This is a genomic window from Bacillus hominis (genome assembly GCF_018332515.1).
GTDB lineage: Bacteria > Bacillota > Bacilli > Bacillales > Bacillaceae_G > Bacillus_A > Bacillus_A hominis.
In genome coordinates this window covers 1-19,385 of the sequence record NZ_BOQD01000044.1, presented here as the reverse complement: position 1 = coordinate 19,385, position 19,385 = coordinate 1, and the positions used below count along the sequence as shown (strand labels likewise).

General features: G+C 38.2%; 23 protein-coding genes. 10 read left to right on the top strand and 13 right to left on the bottom strand.

Going from position 1 to position 19,385, the window contains the following annotated elements; translation table 11 throughout:
* Positions 1–73: 73 nt before the first annotated feature.
* Complete coding sequence (locus KI356_RS06295) at positions 74–514, bottom strand: DUF86 domain-containing protein (RefSeq protein WP_128281955.1); 441 nt, start codon at positions 512–514, stop codon at positions 74–76.
* 147 nt (positions 515–661) lie between these two features.
* Between KI356_RS06295 and glpX the strand changes: the two genes are divergently transcribed.
* The 5 genes from glpX (at position 662) to KI356_RS06270 (ending at position 4,544) form a co-directional block, all read left to right on the top strand.
* A complete protein-coding gene (glpX, locus tag KI356_RS06290) occupies positions 662–1,633 on the top strand; it encodes a class II fructose-bisphosphatase (protein WP_000439096.1) in 972 nt (323 codons plus the stop codon).
* Positions 1,634–1,649: 16 nt separating this feature from the next.
* Positions 1,650–1,916: a DUF3055 domain-containing protein gene (locus KI356_RS06285; protein ID WP_002124268.1), complete on the top strand. Its 267-nt coding sequence runs from the start codon at positions 1,650–1,652 to the stop codon at positions 1,914–1,916.
* Between the two features lie 328 nt (positions 1,917–2,244).
* Positions 2,245–3,324 (top strand): RNA-guided endonuclease InsQ/TnpB family protein, encoded by a 1,080-nt coding sequence (locus KI356_RS06280; RefSeq protein ID WP_128281954.1) that lies wholly within the window; start codon positions 2,245–2,247, stop codon positions 3,322–3,324.
* 189 nt (positions 3,325–3,513) lie between these two features.
* Positions 3,514–4,011, top strand: coding sequence for a cytoplasmic protein (locus KI356_RS06275; protein WP_212935067.1), 498 nt, complete (start codon positions 3,514–3,516; stop codon positions 4,009–4,011).
* 11 nt (positions 4,012–4,022) lie between these two features.
* Entirely contained in the window at positions 4,023–4,544 is a 522-nt protein-coding gene (locus KI356_RS06270) for a GNAT family N-acetyltransferase (RefSeq protein ID WP_212935066.1), read from the top strand.
* Positions 4,545–4,554: 10 nt separating this feature from the next.
* On the opposite strand, the gene KI356_RS06265 is transcribed toward KI356_RS06270, so the two are convergent.
* The gene (locus KI356_RS06265) at positions 4,555–4,857 is read right to left on the bottom strand and encodes a YutD family protein (protein ID WP_002124260.1); all 303 of its coding nucleotides are present in this window, start codon (positions 4,855–4,857) and stop codon (positions 4,555–4,557) included.
* A gap of 118 nt (positions 4,858–4,975) precedes the next feature.
* Between KI356_RS06265 and KI356_RS06260 the strand changes: the two genes are divergently transcribed.
* Positions 4,976–5,554, top strand: coding sequence for a YhcN/YlaJ family sporulation lipoprotein (locus tag KI356_RS06260; protein WP_212935065.1), 579 nt, complete (start codon positions 4,976–4,978; stop codon positions 5,552–5,554).
* A gap of 25 nt (positions 5,555–5,579) precedes the next feature.
* Here the strand turns inward: KI356_RS06260 and KI356_RS06255 are convergent, their stop codons facing one another.
* On the bottom strand, positions 5,580–6,314 hold the full coding sequence (locus KI356_RS06255; RefSeq protein WP_128281950.1) for a MerR family transcriptional regulator: 735 nt from the start codon (positions 6,312–6,314) through the stop codon (positions 5,580–5,582).
* Positions 6,315–6,413: 99 nt separating this feature from the next.
* Here KI356_RS06255 and KI356_RS06250 point away from each other — a divergent pair, with 99 nt between their 5' ends.
* A complete protein-coding gene (locus KI356_RS06250; RefSeq protein WP_212935064.1) occupies positions 6,414–7,229 on the top strand; it encodes a YhfC family intramembrane metalloprotease in 816 nt (271 codons plus the stop codon).
* Positions 7,230–7,252: 23 nt separating this feature from the next.
* On the opposite strand, the gene KI356_RS06245 is transcribed toward KI356_RS06250, so the two are convergent.
* Positions 7,253–7,696, bottom strand: a complete 444-nt coding sequence (locus tag KI356_RS06245) for a hypothetical protein (RefSeq protein WP_212935063.1) — start codon at positions 7,694–7,696, stop codon at positions 7,253–7,255.
* A gap of 219 nt (positions 7,697–7,915) precedes the next feature.
* Here KI356_RS06245 and KI356_RS06240 point away from each other — a divergent pair, with 219 nt between their 5' ends.
* Complete coding sequence (locus KI356_RS06240) at positions 7,916–8,470, top strand: histidine phosphatase family protein (RefSeq protein ID WP_212935062.1); 555 nt, start codon at positions 7,916–7,918, stop codon at positions 8,468–8,470.
* 83 nt (positions 8,471–8,553) lie between these two features.
* Complete coding sequence (locus tag KI356_RS06235; protein WP_128281946.1) at positions 8,554–9,033, top strand: YbaK/EbsC family protein; 480 nt, start codon at positions 8,554–8,556, stop codon at positions 9,031–9,033.
* 20 nt (positions 9,034–9,053) lie between these two features.
* On the opposite strand, the gene lipA is transcribed toward KI356_RS06235, so the two are convergent.
* Positions 9,054–9,950: a lipoyl synthase gene (gene lipA / locus KI356_RS06230; RefSeq protein WP_000166375.1), complete on the bottom strand. Its 897-nt coding sequence runs from the start codon at positions 9,948–9,950 to the stop codon at positions 9,054–9,056.
* A 189-nt stretch (positions 9,951–10,139) separates the two neighbouring features.
* On the opposite strand from lipA, the gene KI356_RS06225 reads away from it, so the two are divergent.
* Positions 10,140–11,123, top strand: a complete 984-nt coding sequence (locus tag KI356_RS06225; RefSeq protein ID WP_128281945.1) for a M23 family metallopeptidase — start codon at positions 10,140–10,142, stop codon at positions 11,121–11,123.
* Between the two features lie 19 nt (positions 11,124–11,142).
* Here KI356_RS06225 and yunB read toward each other — a convergent pair whose 3' ends face one another.
* From yunB to sufC, 8 genes are all read right to left on the bottom strand, one after another.
* Positions 11,143–11,862, bottom strand: coding sequence for a sporulation protein YunB (gene yunB / locus KI356_RS06220; RefSeq protein ID WP_128281944.1), 720 nt, complete (start codon positions 11,860–11,862; stop codon positions 11,143–11,145).
* Positions 11,863–11,917: 55 nt separating this feature from the next.
* Complete coding sequence (locus tag KI356_RS06215; RefSeq protein WP_212935061.1) at positions 11,918–12,220, bottom strand: YunC family protein; 303 nt, start codon at positions 12,218–12,220, stop codon at positions 11,918–11,920.
* Positions 12,221–12,285: 65 nt separating this feature from the next.
* On the bottom strand, positions 12,286–13,677 hold the full coding sequence (locus KI356_RS06210; protein ID WP_128281943.1) for a bifunctional metallophosphatase/5'-nucleotidase: 1,392 nt from the start codon (positions 13,675–13,677) through the stop codon (positions 12,286–12,288).
* A 644-nt stretch (positions 13,678–14,321) separates the two neighbouring features.
* Positions 14,322–15,719 carry a Fe-S cluster assembly protein SufB gene (sufB, locus tag KI356_RS06205; RefSeq protein ID WP_128281942.1) on the bottom strand — a complete coding sequence of 466 codons (1,398 nt, stop codon included), beginning with the start codon at positions 15,717–15,719 and terminating at the stop codon, positions 14,322–14,324.
* A 48-nt stretch (positions 15,720–15,767) separates the two neighbouring features.
* Positions 15,768–16,199 (bottom strand): Fe-S cluster assembly sulfur transfer protein SufU, encoded by a 432-nt coding sequence (gene sufU / locus KI356_RS06200; protein ID WP_000009523.1) that lies wholly within the window; start codon positions 16,197–16,199, stop codon positions 15,768–15,770.
* Entirely contained in the window at positions 16,189–17,409 is a 1,221-nt protein-coding gene (gene sufS / locus KI356_RS06195; protein ID WP_001020769.1) for a cysteine desulfurase SufS, read from the bottom strand. Before sufS ends, sufU begins: the two co-directional genes overlap by 11 nt.
* Positions 17,409–18,701: a Fe-S cluster assembly protein SufD gene (sufD, locus tag KI356_RS06190; protein ID WP_002124239.1), complete on the bottom strand. Its 1,293-nt coding sequence runs from the start codon at positions 18,699–18,701 to the stop codon at positions 17,409–17,411. The genes sufS and sufD overlap by 1 nt, the downstream gene beginning before the upstream one ends.
* Before the next feature lie 15 nt (positions 18,702–18,716).
* On the bottom strand, positions 18,717–19,385 hold a 669-nt coding region (sufC, locus tag KI356_RS06185; RefSeq protein WP_212935060.1), incomplete at its 5' end, for a Fe-S cluster assembly ATPase SufC.

Here is a 19,385-nt window from a genome sequence, read left to right as displayed (position 1 = left end):
ACCCTTCTCCCTTTTCTCTCTCATATACAATATAAGATCCCCAAAGGAATCTCCGGGGATCTTATAAGCATAATTATTCTGGTACAAATGCAGATACAGGTCCTAATTCCTTTTCTAAATAACTACGAATATTCGCTGGGTATTTCTCTACCACTGCGATATTTTTTTGAATCGTCTTATATAATTCATCATGATTCATTTGAATATAATCTTGCGTAAGCATTTTTCGAAGAAGAATAATTTCTTTCATTCCTACTCCTTCTTCTGCACTTATCACTCGCTCGTCCATTAAAATATCGATAATATCTTCGTAACTTCCTGGATCGCGCATAATAAATCCATCAATCATCGCATTTCCTACATCTAATACACAATCAATAATTAGATGGGCTATGCGCTCTAATGCATAAAATTCAAACTCGGTTTCATAGATCTTCTTCTCTTGAAATGTATTTGTTGCTCGTTCTAAACATACTAGCATTTGTTCTATTTTCTTTCTGTCTACGAAGTACATTCATGTCACCTACCTGGAAATTAAAGCATTTACATTTTAATTGTAACGCTTTCTTCTGAAAAAATCGACAATTTTTCGAATTCACCTTTTCTCCGTTATTTGTTATAGTTATATCTGTATGATTTTTGAAATTGGAGGAATGCAATCTTGGAACGTGAACTCGCACTAGAAATTGTCCGTGTAACAGAAGCAGCAGCATTAGCATCCGCACAGTGGATGGGCCGCGGAAAGAAAAACGAAGCAGATGATGCAGCAACTACAGCTATGCGTGATATGTTCGATTCAGTAAACATGGCAGGTACTGTTGTAATTGGTGAAGGAGAACTTGATGAAGCACCGATGTTGTATATTGGTGAAGAACTAGGAACAGGTAACGGTCCAGAAGTAGATATCGCCGTTGACCCATTAGAAGGTACAAACATCGTTGCGAAAGGCCTTGCAAATGCAATGGCAGTTATCGCAATCGCAGATAAAGGAAACCTTCTTCATGCTCCGGATATGTACATGGAAAAGATCGCGGTTGGTCCAAAAGCAGCTGGTAAAATTAGCTTAGATGATCCAATTGAAAAAACAATTGAAATTGTAGCAGAAGCAAACAATAAAAAAATTCGTGACCTAACGGTTATCGTGCAAGAACGTGAACGTCATCAAGATATTATTGACCGTGTTCGTGCAAAAGGTGCACGCGTAAAACTATTTGGTGATGGCGATGTTGGTGCATCAATCGCTACAGCTTTACCTGGAACAGGTATCGACTTATTCGTAGGTGTTGGCGGAGCTCCAGAAGGCGTTATTTCTGCAGCAGCACTAAAATGCCTTGAAGGTGAAATGCAAGCGCGCTTAGTTCCAATGAACGAAGAAGAAGAAGCTCGTTGTCGTGAAATGGGATTAGAAGATCCTCGTCAACTTCTTATGTTAGATGACTTAGTATCTGGTGATGACGCAATCTTCTCAGCAACAGGTGTATCTGCTGGTGAATTATTAGACGGCGTAAAATTCCTTGGCGGAGATTTAGCTGAAACATATTCTATCGTTATGCGTTACAAAACAAGAACGGTACGATTTATTAAAACACACCACCATTTAGACCATAAACCACACTTAAACTTAGATATTTAATAAAGGAGCCATGTGTATGGAAGAACGTTTCTTTCTGTACGACGATACAGTCGCTACAAAAACTCGTTTCGTTAGCTTTATGGGGGAAAATGAGCGTCATGATTTAGCGCTTCTATACTCCGATCGTCATTACGGTAAAACGATAGTCCTTGATATGCAGAGCAACAAATTTGCTATCATCGGTCCTGACGATTTAAACGAACCAGGCTACTTAGAGCACGCATTTTCTATGTCTGAAGAAAATGCAGAAGAATTACGCTCATTTTTATTTGAACTTATATAATTTATCTCAAACACCAGCTATTTTAGCTGGTGTTTTTTCGTTGTAAATATTTCTAATTTTCAATCTCCTATATTATAATTAAGAATAAATAGAAGGAACGTCAAAGTATAGGTAGTTTCTTCGGCCTTTTTCCTGTTTTAATTTTCCGTAAATAAGTAATTATAGAAGAACATTTCAACGTGTTGCTTGAAATGTTCTGTAACAAACCTTATATACTTATTATCATATGCAGTTGCAAAGTTTATGGACATGTTCTTATCTTATTTTTATTGCTAGAAATGCATTAAATGAATGCTGCTGGAAATCAAAAAACAAGGGAATGAAACGTATGTCACAGACCCTAACAGTGAAAGTGAAATTGATTCCAACAAAAGGACAAATCCGTTTATTAGAACAAAGTAGTCAAGAATATATTAAAGTTATAAATACACTTGTATCAGAAATGGTTGAAGTAAAGAAAAGTACGAAAAAAAGTACAAAAGATATTGAAGCAAATATCCCAAGTGCAGTGAAGAATCAAGCGATTAACGACGCGAAAAGTTTGTTTGCTACAAAAGTAAAGAAAAGCCATTATAAAATTATCCCAATTCTAAAGAGGCCTGTTTGTGTATGGAACAATCAAAACTATTCATTTGACCCTACTCATATTTCAATCCCGTTTAAAGTAAATGGAAAGTCGACTCGTGTAAAAATCCGAGCTTTATTAAGCGATAAAAACAATCGTAATCTGAATCTGTTAAAACATAAATTAGGTACACTTCGCATCACAAAGAAATCGAATAAGTGGATAGCCCAAATATCTGTCACACTTCCTATCAATAAAAGGACAGGAACGAAAATTTTAGGCGTAGACTTAGGTCTCAAGGTCCCCGCGGTAGCAATCACAGATGATGATAAGGTTCGTTTCTTTGGGAGTGGTAGGCACAATAAATATAAGAAGCGTAAGTTTCGTAGTGTTCGTAAGAAGTTAGGAAAAGACAAAAAAGTGAAAGCCATTCGGCGAATGGCTAATAAAGAGCAAAGATGGATGCAAGATAAAGATCACAAAATAAGTCGTGCGATTATTAATTTTGCGATTGCAAATCATATTTCTGTCATTCGATTAGAACAACTAACGAATATAAGACAGACGGCAAGAACAAGCCGTAAAAACGAAAAAAACCTACACACTTGGTCATTTTATCGTTTGTCACAATTTATTGCCTATAAAGCAATGATAGCTGGTATTCAAATTGAATATGTGAATCCAGCTTATACAAGTCAAAGTTGTCCGAAATGTGCTAAAAAGAATAAGGCTCGAGATAGAAAATATAAGTGTCCATGTGGGTTTAAGACACATCGTGATATCGTTGGAGCGATGAATATTCGCTATGCAACTGTGATTGATGGTAACAGTCAATCAGCCTAAGCACCTTTATGGTCTGGTTTAGGAGGGGCAATGAGATGCCCTTGTCTTGAAGGCTGTTCAAAACAGAAATGGATTGCGAACGCTTAGTCATTCAAGAATCCCACCCGTAAATCCGTAAGAATTCGGGCTTGCGACTTTAGTCGTGGGAGTCTCAAGTTCCTTTGCCACTAATATAAGAGGTGAAGGAAAATGCAGAAAGTACAACTTTCTTGGAGTTTATATGAAAATCAGCAAAACACAATCGAAAAGTATTGTAAAAATTGCAGACGCACTACCCTATTTACTGACACGAATATTCGTAGGCATAACGCCAATGGAAAAAACATATACCGCTTTGCCATTTATAAATGCCCGAAAGATCATACGTGGAATCAAAAACTTCGTATTTATAAATCATTTACTGATCATGTTGAAACTGTTGATATGGCTCTGCAAGATCAAACGGAAGCAAGTACTACCATTTCCATTACACAATGCAAAGAAAGTGGTATAGCCGAAATAACAATCGTATTAGACATCGTTTTTGGTTCCCACCGGATTGATAAAATGTTATCCACATATATTTCAGATTGGAGCCGTACACTCATTGTGGATAAAATTAAAAATGGGGATATTCAATTGAACGGACAACAAATGAAACCAAACACACTACTTTCTGAAGGGGATTCTATTTCGATTTATTTATAAGGGGGAGTCTCATGCTAAACGTGAGAAAAGGTACGATGGATTTATTAGACGAATTAGATGAAATGTATACGGAATGCAAAAAAGCGCTCTTACAAAAGCAAATTTACCAATGGGATGACTCATATCCAGCTCGAGAACATACTTCCTATCACTTAAAACAAGGTGAACTCTACTGCCTATTTGAGCATGATTCACTCGTTGGTGCTGTCGTATTAAACGAATGGCAATCTCCCGAATACGCACTTATTGATTGGTCAGAAACAAACGGTCGCTTTCTTATCGTCCATTCTTTCGTCATCCACCCTTTCGCGCAAGGAAAAGGCTATAGCAAAGTACTTTTATCCTTTTGGGAAAGCGAAGCAAGACGGATAGGCTACAAAGGAATACGCCTAGATTGTTTTACAGGTAATCCGGTTTCATTAAGCCTTTATGAAAAAAATAATTATATTTGCCGAGGTGCTGTTTATTTCAAAAGTAAACAGCCTCCTCATAATTGGTACAACTGCTATGAAAAAATCCTCTTACAATCGTAAGAGGATTTTTTCATTTCTTCACTTTTCGTAATACGAAGTGTGCACAACCGAAGTTACAGTACTCGTATAAATACTCTGATAAAGTACTAATTTTCGTATCATATGTTGAACGTTGATTACTATCATCAAAGAATCCGCGCAATCTAAGTTGCTCATAACCCCAGTCCCCAACGATATAATCATATTTATTTAAAATTTCTGCATAACGCTCTTTAAATGCTTCTTCACTAAAACCGTCACGAAAGTTTTTAATTACTTCGTACTGAACATTATTAATGCTCACCGTAGTATGAATCTCTTGCTTTTGCTCCATCATTAACTTCCTCTCTAAGCATTCTTCTTTTTATCGTATCACAAAGCATAACAACCAACAATTTCAAATACAAAAAATTGCAAATTAGTACATGCTATGGAGAAGGAGGTGATACATCGTGAAAAAACAAATTGTACTTTCCCTTCTCACTCTTTCCTTATTTGCAGGCTGCCAATCAACGAATAAAGCCGAAATGGAACGCGAAGAAGGAAGCCGTGTTCTTGTTTCCAACAAAAATGACATGTATCATACGGAAAACACAAATACAAGGCTCACGAGAGTCGGCTATTCATCTAAACAAAAGCATGAAGTATCTAACAAACAAGTAGGAGCCATTAACCGTGAGAAAGTAGCTGAAATGATTACGAGCATGACAGTCAAACTTCCTGACGTTACAAATGCTGCTACACTCGTTACCGATGATGAAGTATTCGTCGTATATCGTGCAAACACAACGGATCAGAAACTTGTAGCAGATCAAGTATATAAAACTGCCTTGTCCATCGTCCCTCGCTATTATAAAGCATATGTATCAACAAACCAAAAGTTGATTTCTCAAATTCAAGGCCTTCAATCTGGTAGCTTAAACGATAAAGAATATGAACAAAGTCTTGATATGTTAAAACGTGAAATGAGCGATAATCCTCATTTGAACAATACGGGGGATCAAACTTTAAATAATATGATAAAAAAATAAAAAGGTGGAGAAAACATCCACCTTTTTACTTTTTCTTACGATCCGCATAAACCTCCATCGCATCACACATAAACTGCGCTAAACCTTCACCAAACTTATCAATATTTTTCGTAAAGCGCTCATCAGCAACATACATTTGACCGAGTCCCTTAAAAGCCTCTAATGAATATTCACCAAAGTTTTGCAAGTAATCGTACCATACTCCAATTGCTGATTGCGCCTCTTTAGAATCAGGTGCTCCATTTCGAAGTGTTGCTAGCTTTCTGTAAATATTATTAAACTCCTCCTGTTTCTCTTTAGACATACCCTTCGCTGTTTTATTCGCTTTATCTACAGCCTCATCTCCCCATCGTTCACGTGCTTCTTCTTCGTACGGGTTATGACTAAAATCAAATCCTTCAAATTTCTCTTTATTCGTCATTTCAATCTCTCCTTTTGTATGCTGAATTGTTTTATTAATCGTCGCTATCACTTTATCCAATCTAGCCCGCTTTTCAAGAAGCATTTTCTTATGAAGCTGTAATGCCTCTTCACGGTCGAATGAAGGACTCATAATAATTTCCTTAATCTTCTTTAAAGGGAAGCCAAGCTCTTTAAAAAATAAAATTTGCTGTAGTGTTTCTAAATTTTCATTGGAATACAGACGATATCCAGACTCTGTCGTCTCATCCGGGGTTAACAACCCAATTTCATCGTAATGATGCAGTGTGCGCACACTAATTCCAACTAAATTAGCTACTTCTTTTACCCTCATTGTCATGCGTATCTCCCCCTTAATACATACGATAAAGTATGACGCAACGTTAGAGTCAATAAGTAAATTCATTTATCTCTAAAAGTTTCATCTCCACTATATTTCATGCATAATAGATATGTACATATATTAGAAAGCGGTGAAAGTATGGTTTCAAATACTGTAATTGCCAGCATCATAATTCAACTCGTTGTTTCGGTTCTGGTCCCAATTATTGTACTCGTTTATTTCCGTAAGAAATATAATATTAATTGGAAAATAGTTGGCGTTGGTGTCCTTATCTTTATCGGATTTACCCAAATTCTCGAAACACCATTCCAATTATTCATGCGTGGCAATCCCACAACAGCTGAATTTTTAAAGAACCCATTTATCTTTTCGATTTTCGGCGGACTAACTGCTGGTATTTTTGAAGAACTAGGTCGTTTCGTTGCCTTTTACTACTTACTGAAAAAATATCGAGATTATAAAGATGGTCTTGCGTACGGAATTGGACACGGCGGTATTGAATCGATTTTAGTCGGCGGATTCGCTGGGCTCCAAACTCTTACCTTTGCAACATCTATTAACAATGGTAGCTTCGCTCAAATGGTTGAACAATACCCACAGTTGAGCCATATCAAGGACTTGTTAATAGAGCAACCTGCCTACTTATACTTATTCGGTAGCTTAGAAAGAATTATGGCACTCGTTCTGCAAATTGCTTTCACAATGCTTGTCGTATACGCGGTAAAACAAAAGAAATACATTTTCCTCGCATACGCTATACTATTCCACGCACTTGTAGACTTTTTCGCAGCACTTTACCAAACAAAAATGATTAACATCTTTGTCGCAGAAGGAACTACTCTTCTCTTCGCGGTTGGTGGTTTCATTCTTATTCGTAAAATGAAAGAGAAATTAGTGAGTGTACCAGAGTAAAAAATAACCCACCAATTGGTGGGTTATTTTTTATACGGATTTTCGTAGTGATGATAACTTTTCCCCCCTCGCAGCTCCCTCTTTGTTTCTGCATCTATAACTATATACTTATGAAACTCATCTACTTCATCTTGAGAAAAGGAACCAAAAAAATAAACTTGGCGATCTGGATGAACAAACGAATCTTGAATCACCACTCTACTACGACAGCCGACAGCTGTTTTTTGTCGGAAGGTAAATTCTGCATCTTGTACTTCTTTCCATAAAATTTTCTTTCGAACACTATACGTCGCATTTTTGTATTCCTTATAGACCTTCTTATCTAACTGTTCATAAAATAGATTTTCATTCACAAAAGATTTATTTTGATTGCTCGGATATTCTAATTTTTGATTTGATTGTGCATATGCTGTGGACAATTGTATGAGAAAACAAATACTGAATACAATGCATATCATTTTTTTCATAATTGCACCTCAATTTTTTACCACGCTATTTGCGGCCAGTAACTGCCCGATTGGTGAAGGCTAATAATCAGTGGACAAATCCCCCACTGATTAAAGTTTCACTTTATTATCCACATTACTTTTCCACATACTTAGATTACTATTCCGTTTCCAATAAAAAGGAATTTTTTCAACATTTGTCGAAGTATATATCGTCAACTTGAAAGATGGGGATGAAATATGAAGAAAATTATTGTAATCAGGCATTGTTCAGCAACTGGACAAGAGCGTAATGCCGAATTAACAAACGTAGGAAAAGATCAAGCAAACAGCCTTGCTACATTCCTCTTAGAAAATCATCTACAAATAGATCATATTATTTCAAGCCCATTTGTCCGTGCTATCGATTCTATTCGGCCATATGCCCTCCAAGCTAATTTATCGATCCAAGAAGATGAACGGCTAGCAGAACGCATATTAAGCACTGTTTCAATGGATGATTGGCTTCAAAAACTAGAATACACTTTTACCAATATAGATATTGCCTTTTCGGGCGGAGAGTCAACAAAACAAGCAACAGACCGTGCTATCTCACTTATCCAAGAAGTTTTAAAACTAGACCATGACACAACATTACTCTTGACACACGGCAACTTACTCACATTAATTTTAAAGCACTTTGATCATACTATTGGCTTTGATAAATGGAAAACTTTAACGAACCCTGATATTTATGAAATTACACTTGATGAACAATCTGTCATAAAACGATTGTGGGAAGCGCCATCCAAGTAATATCTCTTTCCAATACATTCAGTTGACACCGCGAGAAGATATGGTAGAGCTGCAGTAAAACATAGAGAGGGGTATCATTCAACATGTACGAAGACGTACTTTCTTTACTACATAAAACAAATGCTTCTTATGAAAAGTTTGAACACGAGCCAGTACTTGACTATGAAACAGACCGTATTGTTCGTGAAAGACTTGGTTTACAGGGCACTCCAAGTAAAAGCTTGTTTTTAAAATCAAAATCTGGGGCTTATTACGTATTTTTCACGTTAGAAGGAACTCGCCTCAACCGAGGAGAGATGAAAGAAATAACAGGAGAAAGCTTATCTCTCTGTTCTCCTGATGAGCTAAGAGAAGAGACTGGTTGCACGCCAGGATGTGTAGCACCTTTCGGTTATTCACAAGATGTAACGATTATTGTGGACAGTTCAATCTATACTTACAAGAAAGTTTTAATTACACCTGGTGTACCTGAATTTACAATTGAATTATCCACAGAGGAATTAAAAAAGATTTTATCAACATGTCCAAATACCGTTTTAGCGTACACAAAAAAAGAGAGCTAATGATTAGCTCTCTTTTTTCATTATTTCGCTTCTGCTGTTTTTTCTTTCGCAGAACGTACTTGCTCGTCCGCATGGTAAGAAGAACGCACAAGTGGGCCAGCTTCACAGTGGCTAAATCCTTTGCTAAGTGCAATTTCTTTAAGCTCTGCAAATTCTGCTGGTGGATAATATTTAAGAACTGGTAAATGCTTCTTAGATGGTTGTAGGTATTGTCCAAGAGTTAAAATATCCACATTGTTTGCACGTAAGTCATCCATTGCCTCAATTAAATCTTCTCTTGTTTCACCTAAGCCCACCATAATGCTCGATTTAGTTGGAATATCAGGCTGCATTTCTTTTGCTCGACGTAAAAACTCTAATGAACGGTCATATTTTGCTCTAGCGCGAACTCGGTTAGATAATCGACGTACTGTTTCAATGTTATGGTTCAAAATATCTGGTTTTGCATCCATTAACATTTTTAAGTTTTCTTCTACCCCACCCATATCAGATGGTAATACTTCGATTGACGTAAATGGATTTTTGCGACGAACAGCGCGTACTGTTTCAGCAAAAACAGCTGCTCCGCCATCCTTTAAATCATCACGTGCAACCGCTGTTATAACAACGTGCTTTAAGCCCATTTGTACTACAGAATCTGCTACGCGTTCTGGTTCTTGTAAATCAAGCTCAGTTGGCAAGCCTGTTTTAACCGCACAAAAACGACAAGCACGTGTACAAACCGCACCTAAGATCATAAATGTTGCTGTTTTCCTTACAGCCCAGCACTCATGAATATTCGGACATTTCGCCTCTTCACAAACTGTATGAAGATTTTTAGAACGCATCATTTTCTTTAAGCCTGTATAGTTTTCATTCGTGTTTAACTTAATTTTCAACCATTCGGGCTTGCGCTTATACTCTGTTTGTTTTGTCATGGTTATCAACTCCGCACAATATGAAATATTTTACCGTGTTCGCTTCTTTCAATGTAACATATCTATTCTAACGTATGAAAGCGATTTGCTCAAATGAAGATTCTAAGATTTTTTCCAATCGTTCCCTATAATGAAATACTCCGTATATCCCACACTAAAAAGAGTGATGTTGTGAAAGGAGTCTATTTCATGCTTCGAAAAATTTCTCTTTTGCTTTCGATTTGCTTTCTTCTCCACCAAAACATCGCTTACGGTGAAGATAATCAGCAAAGCATATATGATAAGCGCATGGCACTATATAAAGAAACCGAGCAATCTTCAGGCATTCCATGGTATTACTTAGCTGCAATGGATCAGTATGAAAGAAATATACGGAGCGTAAGAAAGGATATTCCGAAAAAGCCGGATGCTATCATTTCCCTTTATTTCAAACCAGAAATGTGGGCTGGACCTGTTAATAGTAACGATACTCTCCCCCACACCATTTCTCTATTTGGCGGAATGGGTTTAGATGGTGACAAAGATGGATTTGCAAATGCAAATAACGACCGTGATCTTCTGCATACAGCAGCAACTATTTTAAAGAAACAAGGAACGTCAGAAGACCGTATTAACATTATGCTTTGGGAATATTATAGACGTGCAAAAACTGTTGAGTTAATTACAGAATACGCCCAAATTTATAAACATTATGGCCGCATTAATTTAGAAGGAAATGCTTTCCCTCTCCCGATTCGCAGTGACAATAGCTATCGTAGTACTTTTGGTGCTGGTAGAAGTTTTGGCGGCAGGAGGGTTCATGAAGGAACCGATATTTTTGCTGGATATGGCGTACCAGTACGATCAACTTGCTATGGCGTTATTGAAACGAAAGGATGGAATCGTCTTGGTGGATGGCGCATTGGTATTCGTGATCTTCATAATAATTACCACTATTACGCTCATTTAGGCGGGTTCTCTAAAGAAATACAGCTCGGCCAAATTGTCGAGCCGGGAAAAGTAATCGGATTTGTCGGTAGTACCGGCTACGGTCCTCCTGGTACAGCTGGAAAGTTCCCACCACACTTACACTTTGGAATGTATAAAGACAACGGCTATACAGAATGGGCTTTCGATCCATACATGCATTTAAGCCTTTGGGAACGAAAAGAACGAGCAAATACAAAACGATAACCGTAGCGAATTGCTACGGTTATTTTTTATCTGGTACAACAACTCCGCCACTTCCGTAATAAGTAGGTACTTCACCTTGAACAATGCGCGTCGCAATCGGAATGTTTTGCTTCACCGTAATTTCTTTCGTGCGTAACGGAATCATAACTTGTAACGTCACTTCCACTTCCATAATAATTTTGATCGCTGTATTATTAATTCCTTGTGGCTCAACTAACTGTTTAATATCCGTATTCACATGACCAATTGGCGTAAAATTAATCGGAATATCCGGTCCTATATTACCAAGAAGCGCATTATCGGTTATGCGCCCAAAAGGAACTGACATAGATACCCCATTCTCTTCAAAAATACCAAGTGCTTTCGTATCCCCTTTTTCTACTTGTTGTAAATATTTCTCTATGTATGCAGTAGTCGATGTTAATATTTCATTTACTTGTTTTGTATTTAAATCAATTGTAGATACTTTCCCGTTCCTATCCGTTTGTACTTTCATTAATGAATCTACATCAAACCCTTCATTAATTCTATCTTTTACCGCTTTCGTCATAACTGCTGTGGCCATTTTATGCGTCTCTGTTTCCCCATACTTAATTAACGTTGGCTGAATACTTTTATTTACAATCCATAACCCCTGAACTACCATTACGATAAAAATGATAAACGAAATAAGCAGTATATACCGAAAGGAAATCGGTCCCCTTCGAAACCGCGAATTTTTCGAACGAAATATGCTCATAAGAAAACCCTCCTTCTTATATTATTTCTATGCAAGAAGGAGGGGCGATATATGCTTATCTCATTTTTAATAATGCTTCTTTTCCGATTGTTCCGGCCTTAATGCCTAAAGCTTCGGCTTCAATCGTTACTGATTCCAGCGGCGCTTCAAGAAGTTGTTCAATCGTTCTTACGCCAACCGCACGGCCAGCAATAATTCCTCGATCTCCTAACTTCTCATTTAAAAGACCTATATCTAATGCACCGCACATAATATATCCTTTATCGCTCATTACAGCTAGCAAATTTGTCTTTGGAAGTTTGACGCTAACGGCAATAAACGTATAGTTATCAATTATAATAGGCTCTACATTAACCATAGTTCACACTCCTCTCTTTCTTATCTGTATGACAAGAGAAAAATGAGTGTTACACGTTAACTAGCCTATAGTTTGACGGAAAATGTATGAGTTATCAACATGTCTGTTAACACATCTCTAAGTAGTTCTGGCATATAATATTGCTTATGAGAAAGTGTGGATAGCTCTGGGTATAAGTATCCAAACGTAAACATATCAATCGTTCCTACCGTATATATACGATCTAACTCCAGTGATTTCCCGTTAATCAATACATCTTCCAGTAAAATTTTATTCCCAGGAATCGTATCTGGAATCACTTCTAAACCATCGTAAATCATTTTCCCCATTACTTTTCCACGAAATCCGAATCCTTTCACCTCAAGATTCTCCATATTCGGACGGCGTGCTTTCAAAATAACTTCTCTTAACGTCTTCCCTGGCACTTTTAATAGACATGGATTAATTGGATGTGGACAAATTCGATGAATATCTCCGCGCGTCACAACGCCTTCATTTAATCCCTCAAGTAGTACACCAGCGTTCACCATTCCAATATCTGCATTACACCACTCTTTAAGCGCACTTGCCAACATATGAGAAAACGTCGTCTCCTTAAACCAATCAACCGGCAATGATTCTTTTAAATGAACGACAGGCTCAGCCATTATCTGTTTACTTTCTTCCTGCAGCATTTCAATTGTGGATAACGGCTCGCTATAAGCACCTAACCGTTCTGTCTTAATCGCTCTACCGTCTTTTTTCAACAGTCTCTTCGTCTCTTTATCCACAGTAAGCTGAACGTGACCAACGTAATGTCCCCACTTTTCACAACAGCAAAGCAAGGTATCATTTACAAGAACGCCGCGCTCAAATAAATGATGCGTATGTGCACCTAAAATAACATCTATATCATAATGCTCCGCCATATACTCATCCATACTTTTTCCAAGATGAGAAAGCACAACCGTAATATGAGCTGTATCCTTAACTTCTTCTAAAATAGACTCTAAATGGATGATTGGATCTTCAATATGCCAATCTAACATATGATAAAACTCTGGATAAGCTACCGTTAACCCAATAAAGGCAACCGTAATCCCATCTGTCGTTGTATGTAATTTATAAGGCTGCGCCCACGCCGGACGTACACCTTCTTTTTCAAATAAATTCGCTACAAGCACCTCAAACCCAGCATCATCATATAGACGATTCAAATGCTCTTTCGCTAACGTAATTCCTTCATTATTTCCGATCGTTACATAATCATATAACGCCTCATTTAATAACCTCGTATTCCCAAGTCCATTTGTCGCTTCCGAAATACTATGAAAACGATCCACATGATCGCCAATATCCACAGTTAAAACAGTCTCTCCCGCTGCCTGTCTTCGCTTTTTCTCACCTAGTACAAACCGAGAAATTTGCGGCCAATTTTCAAAATGACTATGTATATCGTTTGTATGATAAAGGTGGATGATCGTTTCTTTATTTATATTCAGAGAAAAAACCTCCTCTCAGTTCCTTACTGCCATTTACGCTACACGTACGCAATAATCCTGTAAATACTTTTCGTCTTTTCTTGCTATTTTACATTGTACTCGCATTATGAGAAAAAGCCAAAGATTGCCCTTTTAATATGGAAAACTTTATTTTTTCTAATCTGTGGATAAGGTGGATACGATTTAGATTCGGGGTATATGGCCTGTTCTTCCTGTCGTAAGTTGTTGATAAATCGATATATCAAAAAAATCGTTGATATATTTAGCTGAACACCAACCCGGGTATACGCCCCCGACCACCCCAAGCCGAATCCAGACTAGCTTACACAACACAAAAAAGCACCCTGCTATGCAGGGCGCTTTCTTCATACATATATTATCCAGTTCCAGCGGCTAGAATGTTCGGTGGCTTCACTTTTTCCTATGAGGCAAAAAGCGCCTCTACGTCAGAAGCTCCATCCCCCTCACATTCTGAACGAGCCGCTTCCACTTTAAATATTGTCCAGCTTCGCCTCCTAGACCCTCATGTCTAAGAACCTTCCGCACCAGAAGATAAAAAGCATCTTCTGTGCGAAAGAACCTTAGCCAACGGGTCTGAACAGTCGGCTCCGCATTTCTATTTAACCAATAGAACCTTCCATCTCAAACTTGATTAGGCGGTTCATTTCAACTGCGTATTCCATTGGAAGTTCGCGAGTGAATGGCTCGATGAAGCCCATTACGATCATTTCTGTAGCTTCTTGCTCAGAAATACCGCGGCTCATTAGGTAGAATAATTGTTCTTCTGATACTTTAGATACTTTCGCTTCGTGCTCAAGTGAAACGTAATCATTTTTGATTTCGTTATAAGGAATTGTATCAGATGTAGATTGGTTATCCATGATTAACGTATCACACTCGATGTTAGAGCGAGAGTTTTTCGCTTTTGGTCCGAATTGTACGATACCACGGTAAGTTACTTTACCACCATGCTTCGCAATCGATTTAGAAACGATTGTTGAAGATGTGTTTGGTGCTAAGTGAATCATTTTCGCACCAGCATCTTGGTGTTGGCCTTTACCAGCAATCGCGATAGATAATGTTAAACCACGAGCGCCTTCGCCTTTTAAGATAACTGCTGGGTATTTCATCGTTAATTTAGATCCGATGTTACCGTCAATCCATTCCATCGTTGCGTTTTCTTCACAAACCGCACGTTTTGTAACTAGGTTGTATACGTTGTTCGCCCAGTTTTGGATTGTTGTATAACGGCAATATGCATCTTTTTTAATGATGATTTCTACTACCGCACTGTGAAGTGAGTTAGTCGTGTAAACAGGTGCTGTACAACCTTCTACGTAGTGTACGTGTGCGCCTTCGTCTACGATGATAAGCGTACGCTCGAATTGTCCCATATTTTCAGAGTTAATACGGAAATACGCTTGAAGTGGTGTATCAACTTTAATACCTTTTGGAACGTAGATGAATGATCCACCAGACCAAACTGCAGAGTTTAATGCAGAGAATTTGTTGTCTGTTGGTGGGATTACTTTTCCGAAATGCTCACGGAAAATATCTTCGTTCTCTTTTAATGCGCTATCTGTATCTTTGAAGACGATTCCTAGATCTTCTAGGTCTTCTTTCATGTTGTGGTATACAACTTCAGATTCGTACTGTGCAGATACACCAGCTAAATATTTTTGCTCAGCTTCAGGAATACCTAATTTATCAAATGTAGCTTTAATTTCCTCAGGTACTTCATCCCAAGACTTCTCAGATTTCTCAGATGGTTTTACGTAGTACGTAATTTCATCGAAATCTAAGTCGTTTAAGTCGCCGCCCCATTGTGGCATTGGCATTTCATAGAACTTATCCAGTGATTTTAAACGGAAGTCTAACATCCACTGTGGTTCTTCTTTCATACGTGAAATCTCTTCAACGATTTCTTTTGTTAAACCGCGTCCAGCACGGAAAATCGAAACGTCTTTGTCTTTGAAACCATATTTATAATCGCCGATATCTGGCAGTTGCTTCGCCATGTTGGTGTGTCCCTCCTTAGATAACCTCGTTTTTAGGAACCTTTAACATTACTTATCTTCGTTTAAGCCCTTTTCTAACGCTTTCCACGCTAATGTTGCACATTTAATACGTGCAGGGAACTTGCATACGCCTTGTAATGCTTCAATATCTCCTAAATCGATGCTGTCATCGTACTCTTTTCCTAGCATCATGTCAGAGAAAATTTTCGAAAGCTGAAGTGCTTCTTCGATTTTCTTTCCTTTTACTGCCTGTGTCATCATCGAAGCTGAAGACATTGAGATGGAACATCCTTCGCCTTCAAACTTCGCCTCTTGTACAATACCCTCTTCTACTTTCATCGTAAGTTGAATACGATCGCCGCAAGTTGGATTGTTCAAGTTAACGGTAACACTATCTTCTAACACGCCATGGTTACGAGGATTTTTATAATGATCCATAATAACTTGACGATATAACGTATCTAAATTATTAAATGACATTTGTGAAATACTCCTTTGTCTTGATTAGCGATTCAACAAATGTATCAATTTCTTCTTTTGTATTATATAAATAGAAGCTCGCACGTGCTGTTGAAGAAGCTTTTAGCCACTTCATAAGCGGTTGTGCACAGTGGTGTCCTGCGCGAACCGCAATGCCTTCTACATCTAATACAGTTGCTACATCGTGAGGATGTACGTCTTCAATATTAAATGTAACAAGACCAGCGCGATGCTTTGGACCATAAATTGTAACGCCATCTACTTCTGATAGTCTTTCTAAAGCGTATTGCGCTAATTCATGCTCATGCTTTTCAATATTATGAAGACCGATTTCTTCTAGGAAATCAATTGCCGCACCAAGTCCGATTGCATTACCGATAATCGGTGTACCTGCTTCAAACTTCCACGGAAGCTCTTTCCAAGTAGATTCTTGTAAATCTACGAAATCAATCATTTCACCGCCAAATTCAATTGGCTCCATATTGTTTAGCAATTCTTTCTTACCATATAATACGCCGATACCTGTAGGTCCGCACATCTTATGAGCAGATAATGCGTAGAAATCACAGTTTAAATCTTGTACATCCACTTTCATGTGAGGTGTACTTTGTGCACCGTCAACGACCATAATTGCGCCATTTTCGTGTGCGATTGCTCCGATTTCTTTTACAGGGTTAATCGTTCCAAGTACGTTTGATACTTGCATAATAGAAACGATTTTTGTATTCGGTGTAACAGTTTGACGAACATCTTCTAAAGAAATTGTACCGTCTGGTTGAAGCGGAAGGTATTTCAAAGTTGCGCCAGTTTTCTTCGCAACTTGTTGCCACGGAATGATGTTACTATGGTGTTCCATGTAAGAAATAACGATTTCATCGCCTTCTTTTACATTTTCAAGACCATAGCTAGCCGCTACTGTATTTAATGCAGTTGTCGTTCCGCGCGTGAAAATAATCTCTTCCATTGATTTCGCGTTAATAAACTTGCGAACTTTCTCACGTGCACCTTCATACGCGTCGGTAGCCTTCGTACCGAGCGTATGAACACCGCGATGCACGTTAGAATTATATTCTTTATAGTAACGTTCTAACGTTTCAATGACTTGAATTGGTTTTTGAGAAGTTGCTGCACTATCGAAATAAACAAGTTGTTTGCCGTTCACTTTTTGATCAAGAATTGGAAACTGTTTGCGTATTTCATGAATATTCATTAGCGAACTTTCCTTTCAATTACCTCAACAAGCTGTGCTTTTACTCCTTCAATTGGAAGCTCATTTACTACAGGTGCTAAGAATCCATGGATGACTAAACGCTCTGCTTCGCGTTTTGGAATACCACGGCTCATCAAGTAGTATAATTGGTACGGATCTACGCGGCCTACTGAAGCTGCGTGACCTGCCATTACATCATCTTCATCAATTAGAAGAATTGGGTTTGCATCACCACGTGCTTTTTCATCTAACATAAGAACGCGAGAAGATTGTTGTGCATTTGATTTAGATGCACCGTGTTCAATCTTACCAATTCCGTTAAAGATAGATGTTGCACTATCTTTTTGTACACCGTGTTTTAAGATCCAACCTTCAGAGTGTTTACCGAAGTGAACAACTTTAGTTGTAAAGTTTTGTGTTTGGTTACCACGGCCAATTGTTACTGTTTTCGTATCAGCATATGATCCGTCGCCCATTAAGTTCGTAACGTTCTCTGAGATTGTGTTTCCGTCATTCATAAGACCTAGAGCCCAATCAATGCGGCCGTCGCGTCCTACTACTCCGCGGCGGTTAACGTAAGTTGTTACGTCTTTTGCTAATAAATCAACCGCACCGAATTTCACTTGTGCGCCTTGTTCCACGATTACTTCTGCTACGATATTTGCAATACCTTTAGCATTTTCATTTGCAACGTAGTTTTCAACATAAGTTGCAGTACTGTTCGCATCAGCTACGAATAATACGTGGTTATATACGTTAGCTTCTTCGCCGTCTACTAAGAATACAGCTTGAAGTGGTGTTTCAAGAACAACGTTTTTCGGAACATATACGAATGCACCGCCGTTGATTAATGCAGCATGAAGTGCAGTTAGACGATGCTCGTCTACTTTCACGCCATCTTTCATTAAATACTTTTGTAATAATTCAGCATGCTCAGTTGCTGCTGTTACGATATCTGTGAAAATAACACCTTTTTCTTTTGCTTCGTCTGCTAAAGAAACGAATGCAGTTGTACCAGTACGTTGTACTAATACGCTGTTATTTTCATCGATTAAGTTTTTCACTGCTTCTGGAAGCTCTGTTAAAGAACTTACAGGCTCTTGCTTAGCAGCGTCGCCTTTTCCGATAAAGTCCCATTTGTCAATTTTCGTTTTATCAGGCGTTGGCATTGGAAGTTCAGTTGCTTGTGCAAGAGCTTGTAAGCGGAACTCAGTCAACCAAGCAGCTTCGTTTACTTCGCTTGCGCGCTGACGGATTGTTTCTTGATCGAAAGGTAATGTACCGATTGTCATGTTTATGCTCCTCTCTTACGCTTCTTGCTCTGCTGTTTCGTCTTCAATACCTAATTCTTTTTTAATCCAGTCGTAACCTTCAGCTTCTAGACGTTGTGCAAGCTCAGGGCCACCAGATTTAACGATACGACCGTTCATCATAACGTGAACGAAGTCTGGAGTGATGTAGTTTAATAAACGTTGGTAATGCGTAATCATTAGGCAACCGAACTCTTCGCCGCGCATTTGGTTAATACCTTTAGATACAACTTTTAATGCATCGATATCAAGACCTGAGTCGATTTCGTCTAAGATTGCAATTTTTGGCTCGATCATCATTAATTGAAGAATCTCGTTACGTTTTTTCTCACCGCCAGAGAAACCTTCGTTTAAGTAACGTTGTGCCATTTCTGGATCCATTTCTAGGAATTCCATGTTTTTATCTAATGTACGGATAAATTTCATAAGAGAAATTTCTTCGCCTTCTTCACGACGTGCATTAATTGCAGAACGTAAGAAGTCAGCGTTTGTTACTCCGCTAATTTCACTTGGATATTGCATTGCTAGGAATAGACCTGCTTGTGCGCGCTCGTCTACTTCCATTTCTAATACATCTTCACCGTCGATGATGATGCTACCTTCTGTTACTTCATACTTTGGGTGACCCATAATTGCAGAAGATAAAGTTGATTTACCTGTTCCGTT

Excerpts from the sequence above, each read along its gene's own strand:
- KI356_RS06265 (WP_002124260.1), bottom strand. The coding sequence starts at position 4,857 with ATGGAGCAAAAGCAAGAGATTCATACTACGGTGAGCATTAATAATGTT.
- yunB (WP_128281944.1), bottom strand. The coding sequence starts at position 11,862 with ATGAGCATATTTCGTTCGAAAAATTCGCGGTTTCGAAGGGGACCGATT.
- KI356_RS06245 (WP_212935063.1), bottom strand. The coding sequence starts at position 7,696 with ATGAAAAAAATGATATGCATTGTATTCAGTATTTGTTTTCTCATACAA.
- KI356_RS06285 (WP_002124268.1), top strand. The coding sequence starts at position 1,650 with ATGGAAGAACGTTTCTTTCTGTACGACGATACAGTCGCTACAAAAACT.
- sufD (WP_002124239.1), bottom strand. The coding sequence starts at position 18,701 with ATGACAATCGGTACATTACCTTTCGATCAAGAAACAATCCGTCAGCGC.
- lipA (WP_000166375.1), bottom strand. The coding sequence starts at position 9,950 with ATGACAAAACAAACAGAGTATAAGCGCAAGCCCGAATGGTTGAAAATT.
- KI356_RS06250 (WP_212935064.1), top strand. The coding sequence starts at position 6,414 with ATGCATAATAGATATGTACATATATTAGAAAGCGGTGAAAGTATGGTT.
- KI356_RS06235 (WP_128281946.1), top strand. The coding sequence starts at position 8,554 with ATGTACGAAGACGTACTTTCTTTACTACATAAAACAAATGCTTCTTAT.
- KI356_RS06255 (WP_128281950.1), bottom strand. The coding sequence starts at position 6,314 with ATGACAATGAGGGTAAAAGAAGTAGCTAATTTAGTTGGAATTAGTGTG.
- KI356_RS06275 (WP_212935067.1), top strand. The coding sequence starts at position 3,514 with ATGCAGAAAGTACAACTTTCTTGGAGTTTATATGAAAATCAGCAAAAC.
- KI356_RS06270 (WP_212935066.1), top strand. The coding sequence starts at position 4,023 with ATGCTAAACGTGAGAAAAGGTACGATGGATTTATTAGACGAATTAGAT.
- sufB (WP_128281942.1), bottom strand. The coding sequence starts at position 15,719 with ATGGCGAAGCAACTGCCAGATATCGGCGATTATAAATATGGTTTCAAA.
- KI356_RS06240 (WP_212935062.1), top strand. The coding sequence starts at position 7,916 with ATGAAGAAAATTATTGTAATCAGGCATTGTTCAGCAACTGGACAAGAG.
- KI356_RS06280 (WP_128281954.1), top strand. The coding sequence starts at position 2,245 with ATGTCACAGACCCTAACAGTGAAAGTGAAATTGATTCCAACAAAAGGA.
- KI356_RS06295 (WP_128281955.1), bottom strand. The coding sequence starts at position 514 with ATGTACTTCGTAGACAGAAAGAAAATAGAACAAATGCTAGTATGTTTA.
- KI356_RS06215 (WP_212935061.1), bottom strand. The coding sequence starts at position 12,220 with ATGGTTAATGTAGAGCCTATTATAATTGATAACTATACGTTTATTGCC.
- KI356_RS06225 (WP_128281945.1), top strand. The coding sequence starts at position 10,140 with ATGCTTCGAAAAATTTCTCTTTTGCTTTCGATTTGCTTTCTTCTCCAC.
- sufU (WP_000009523.1), bottom strand. The coding sequence starts at position 16,199 with ATGTCATTTAATAATTTAGATACGTTATATCGTCAAGTTATTATGGAT.
- sufS (WP_001020769.1), bottom strand. The coding sequence starts at position 17,409 with ATGAATATTCATGAAATACGCAAACAGTTTCCAATTCTTGATCAAAAA.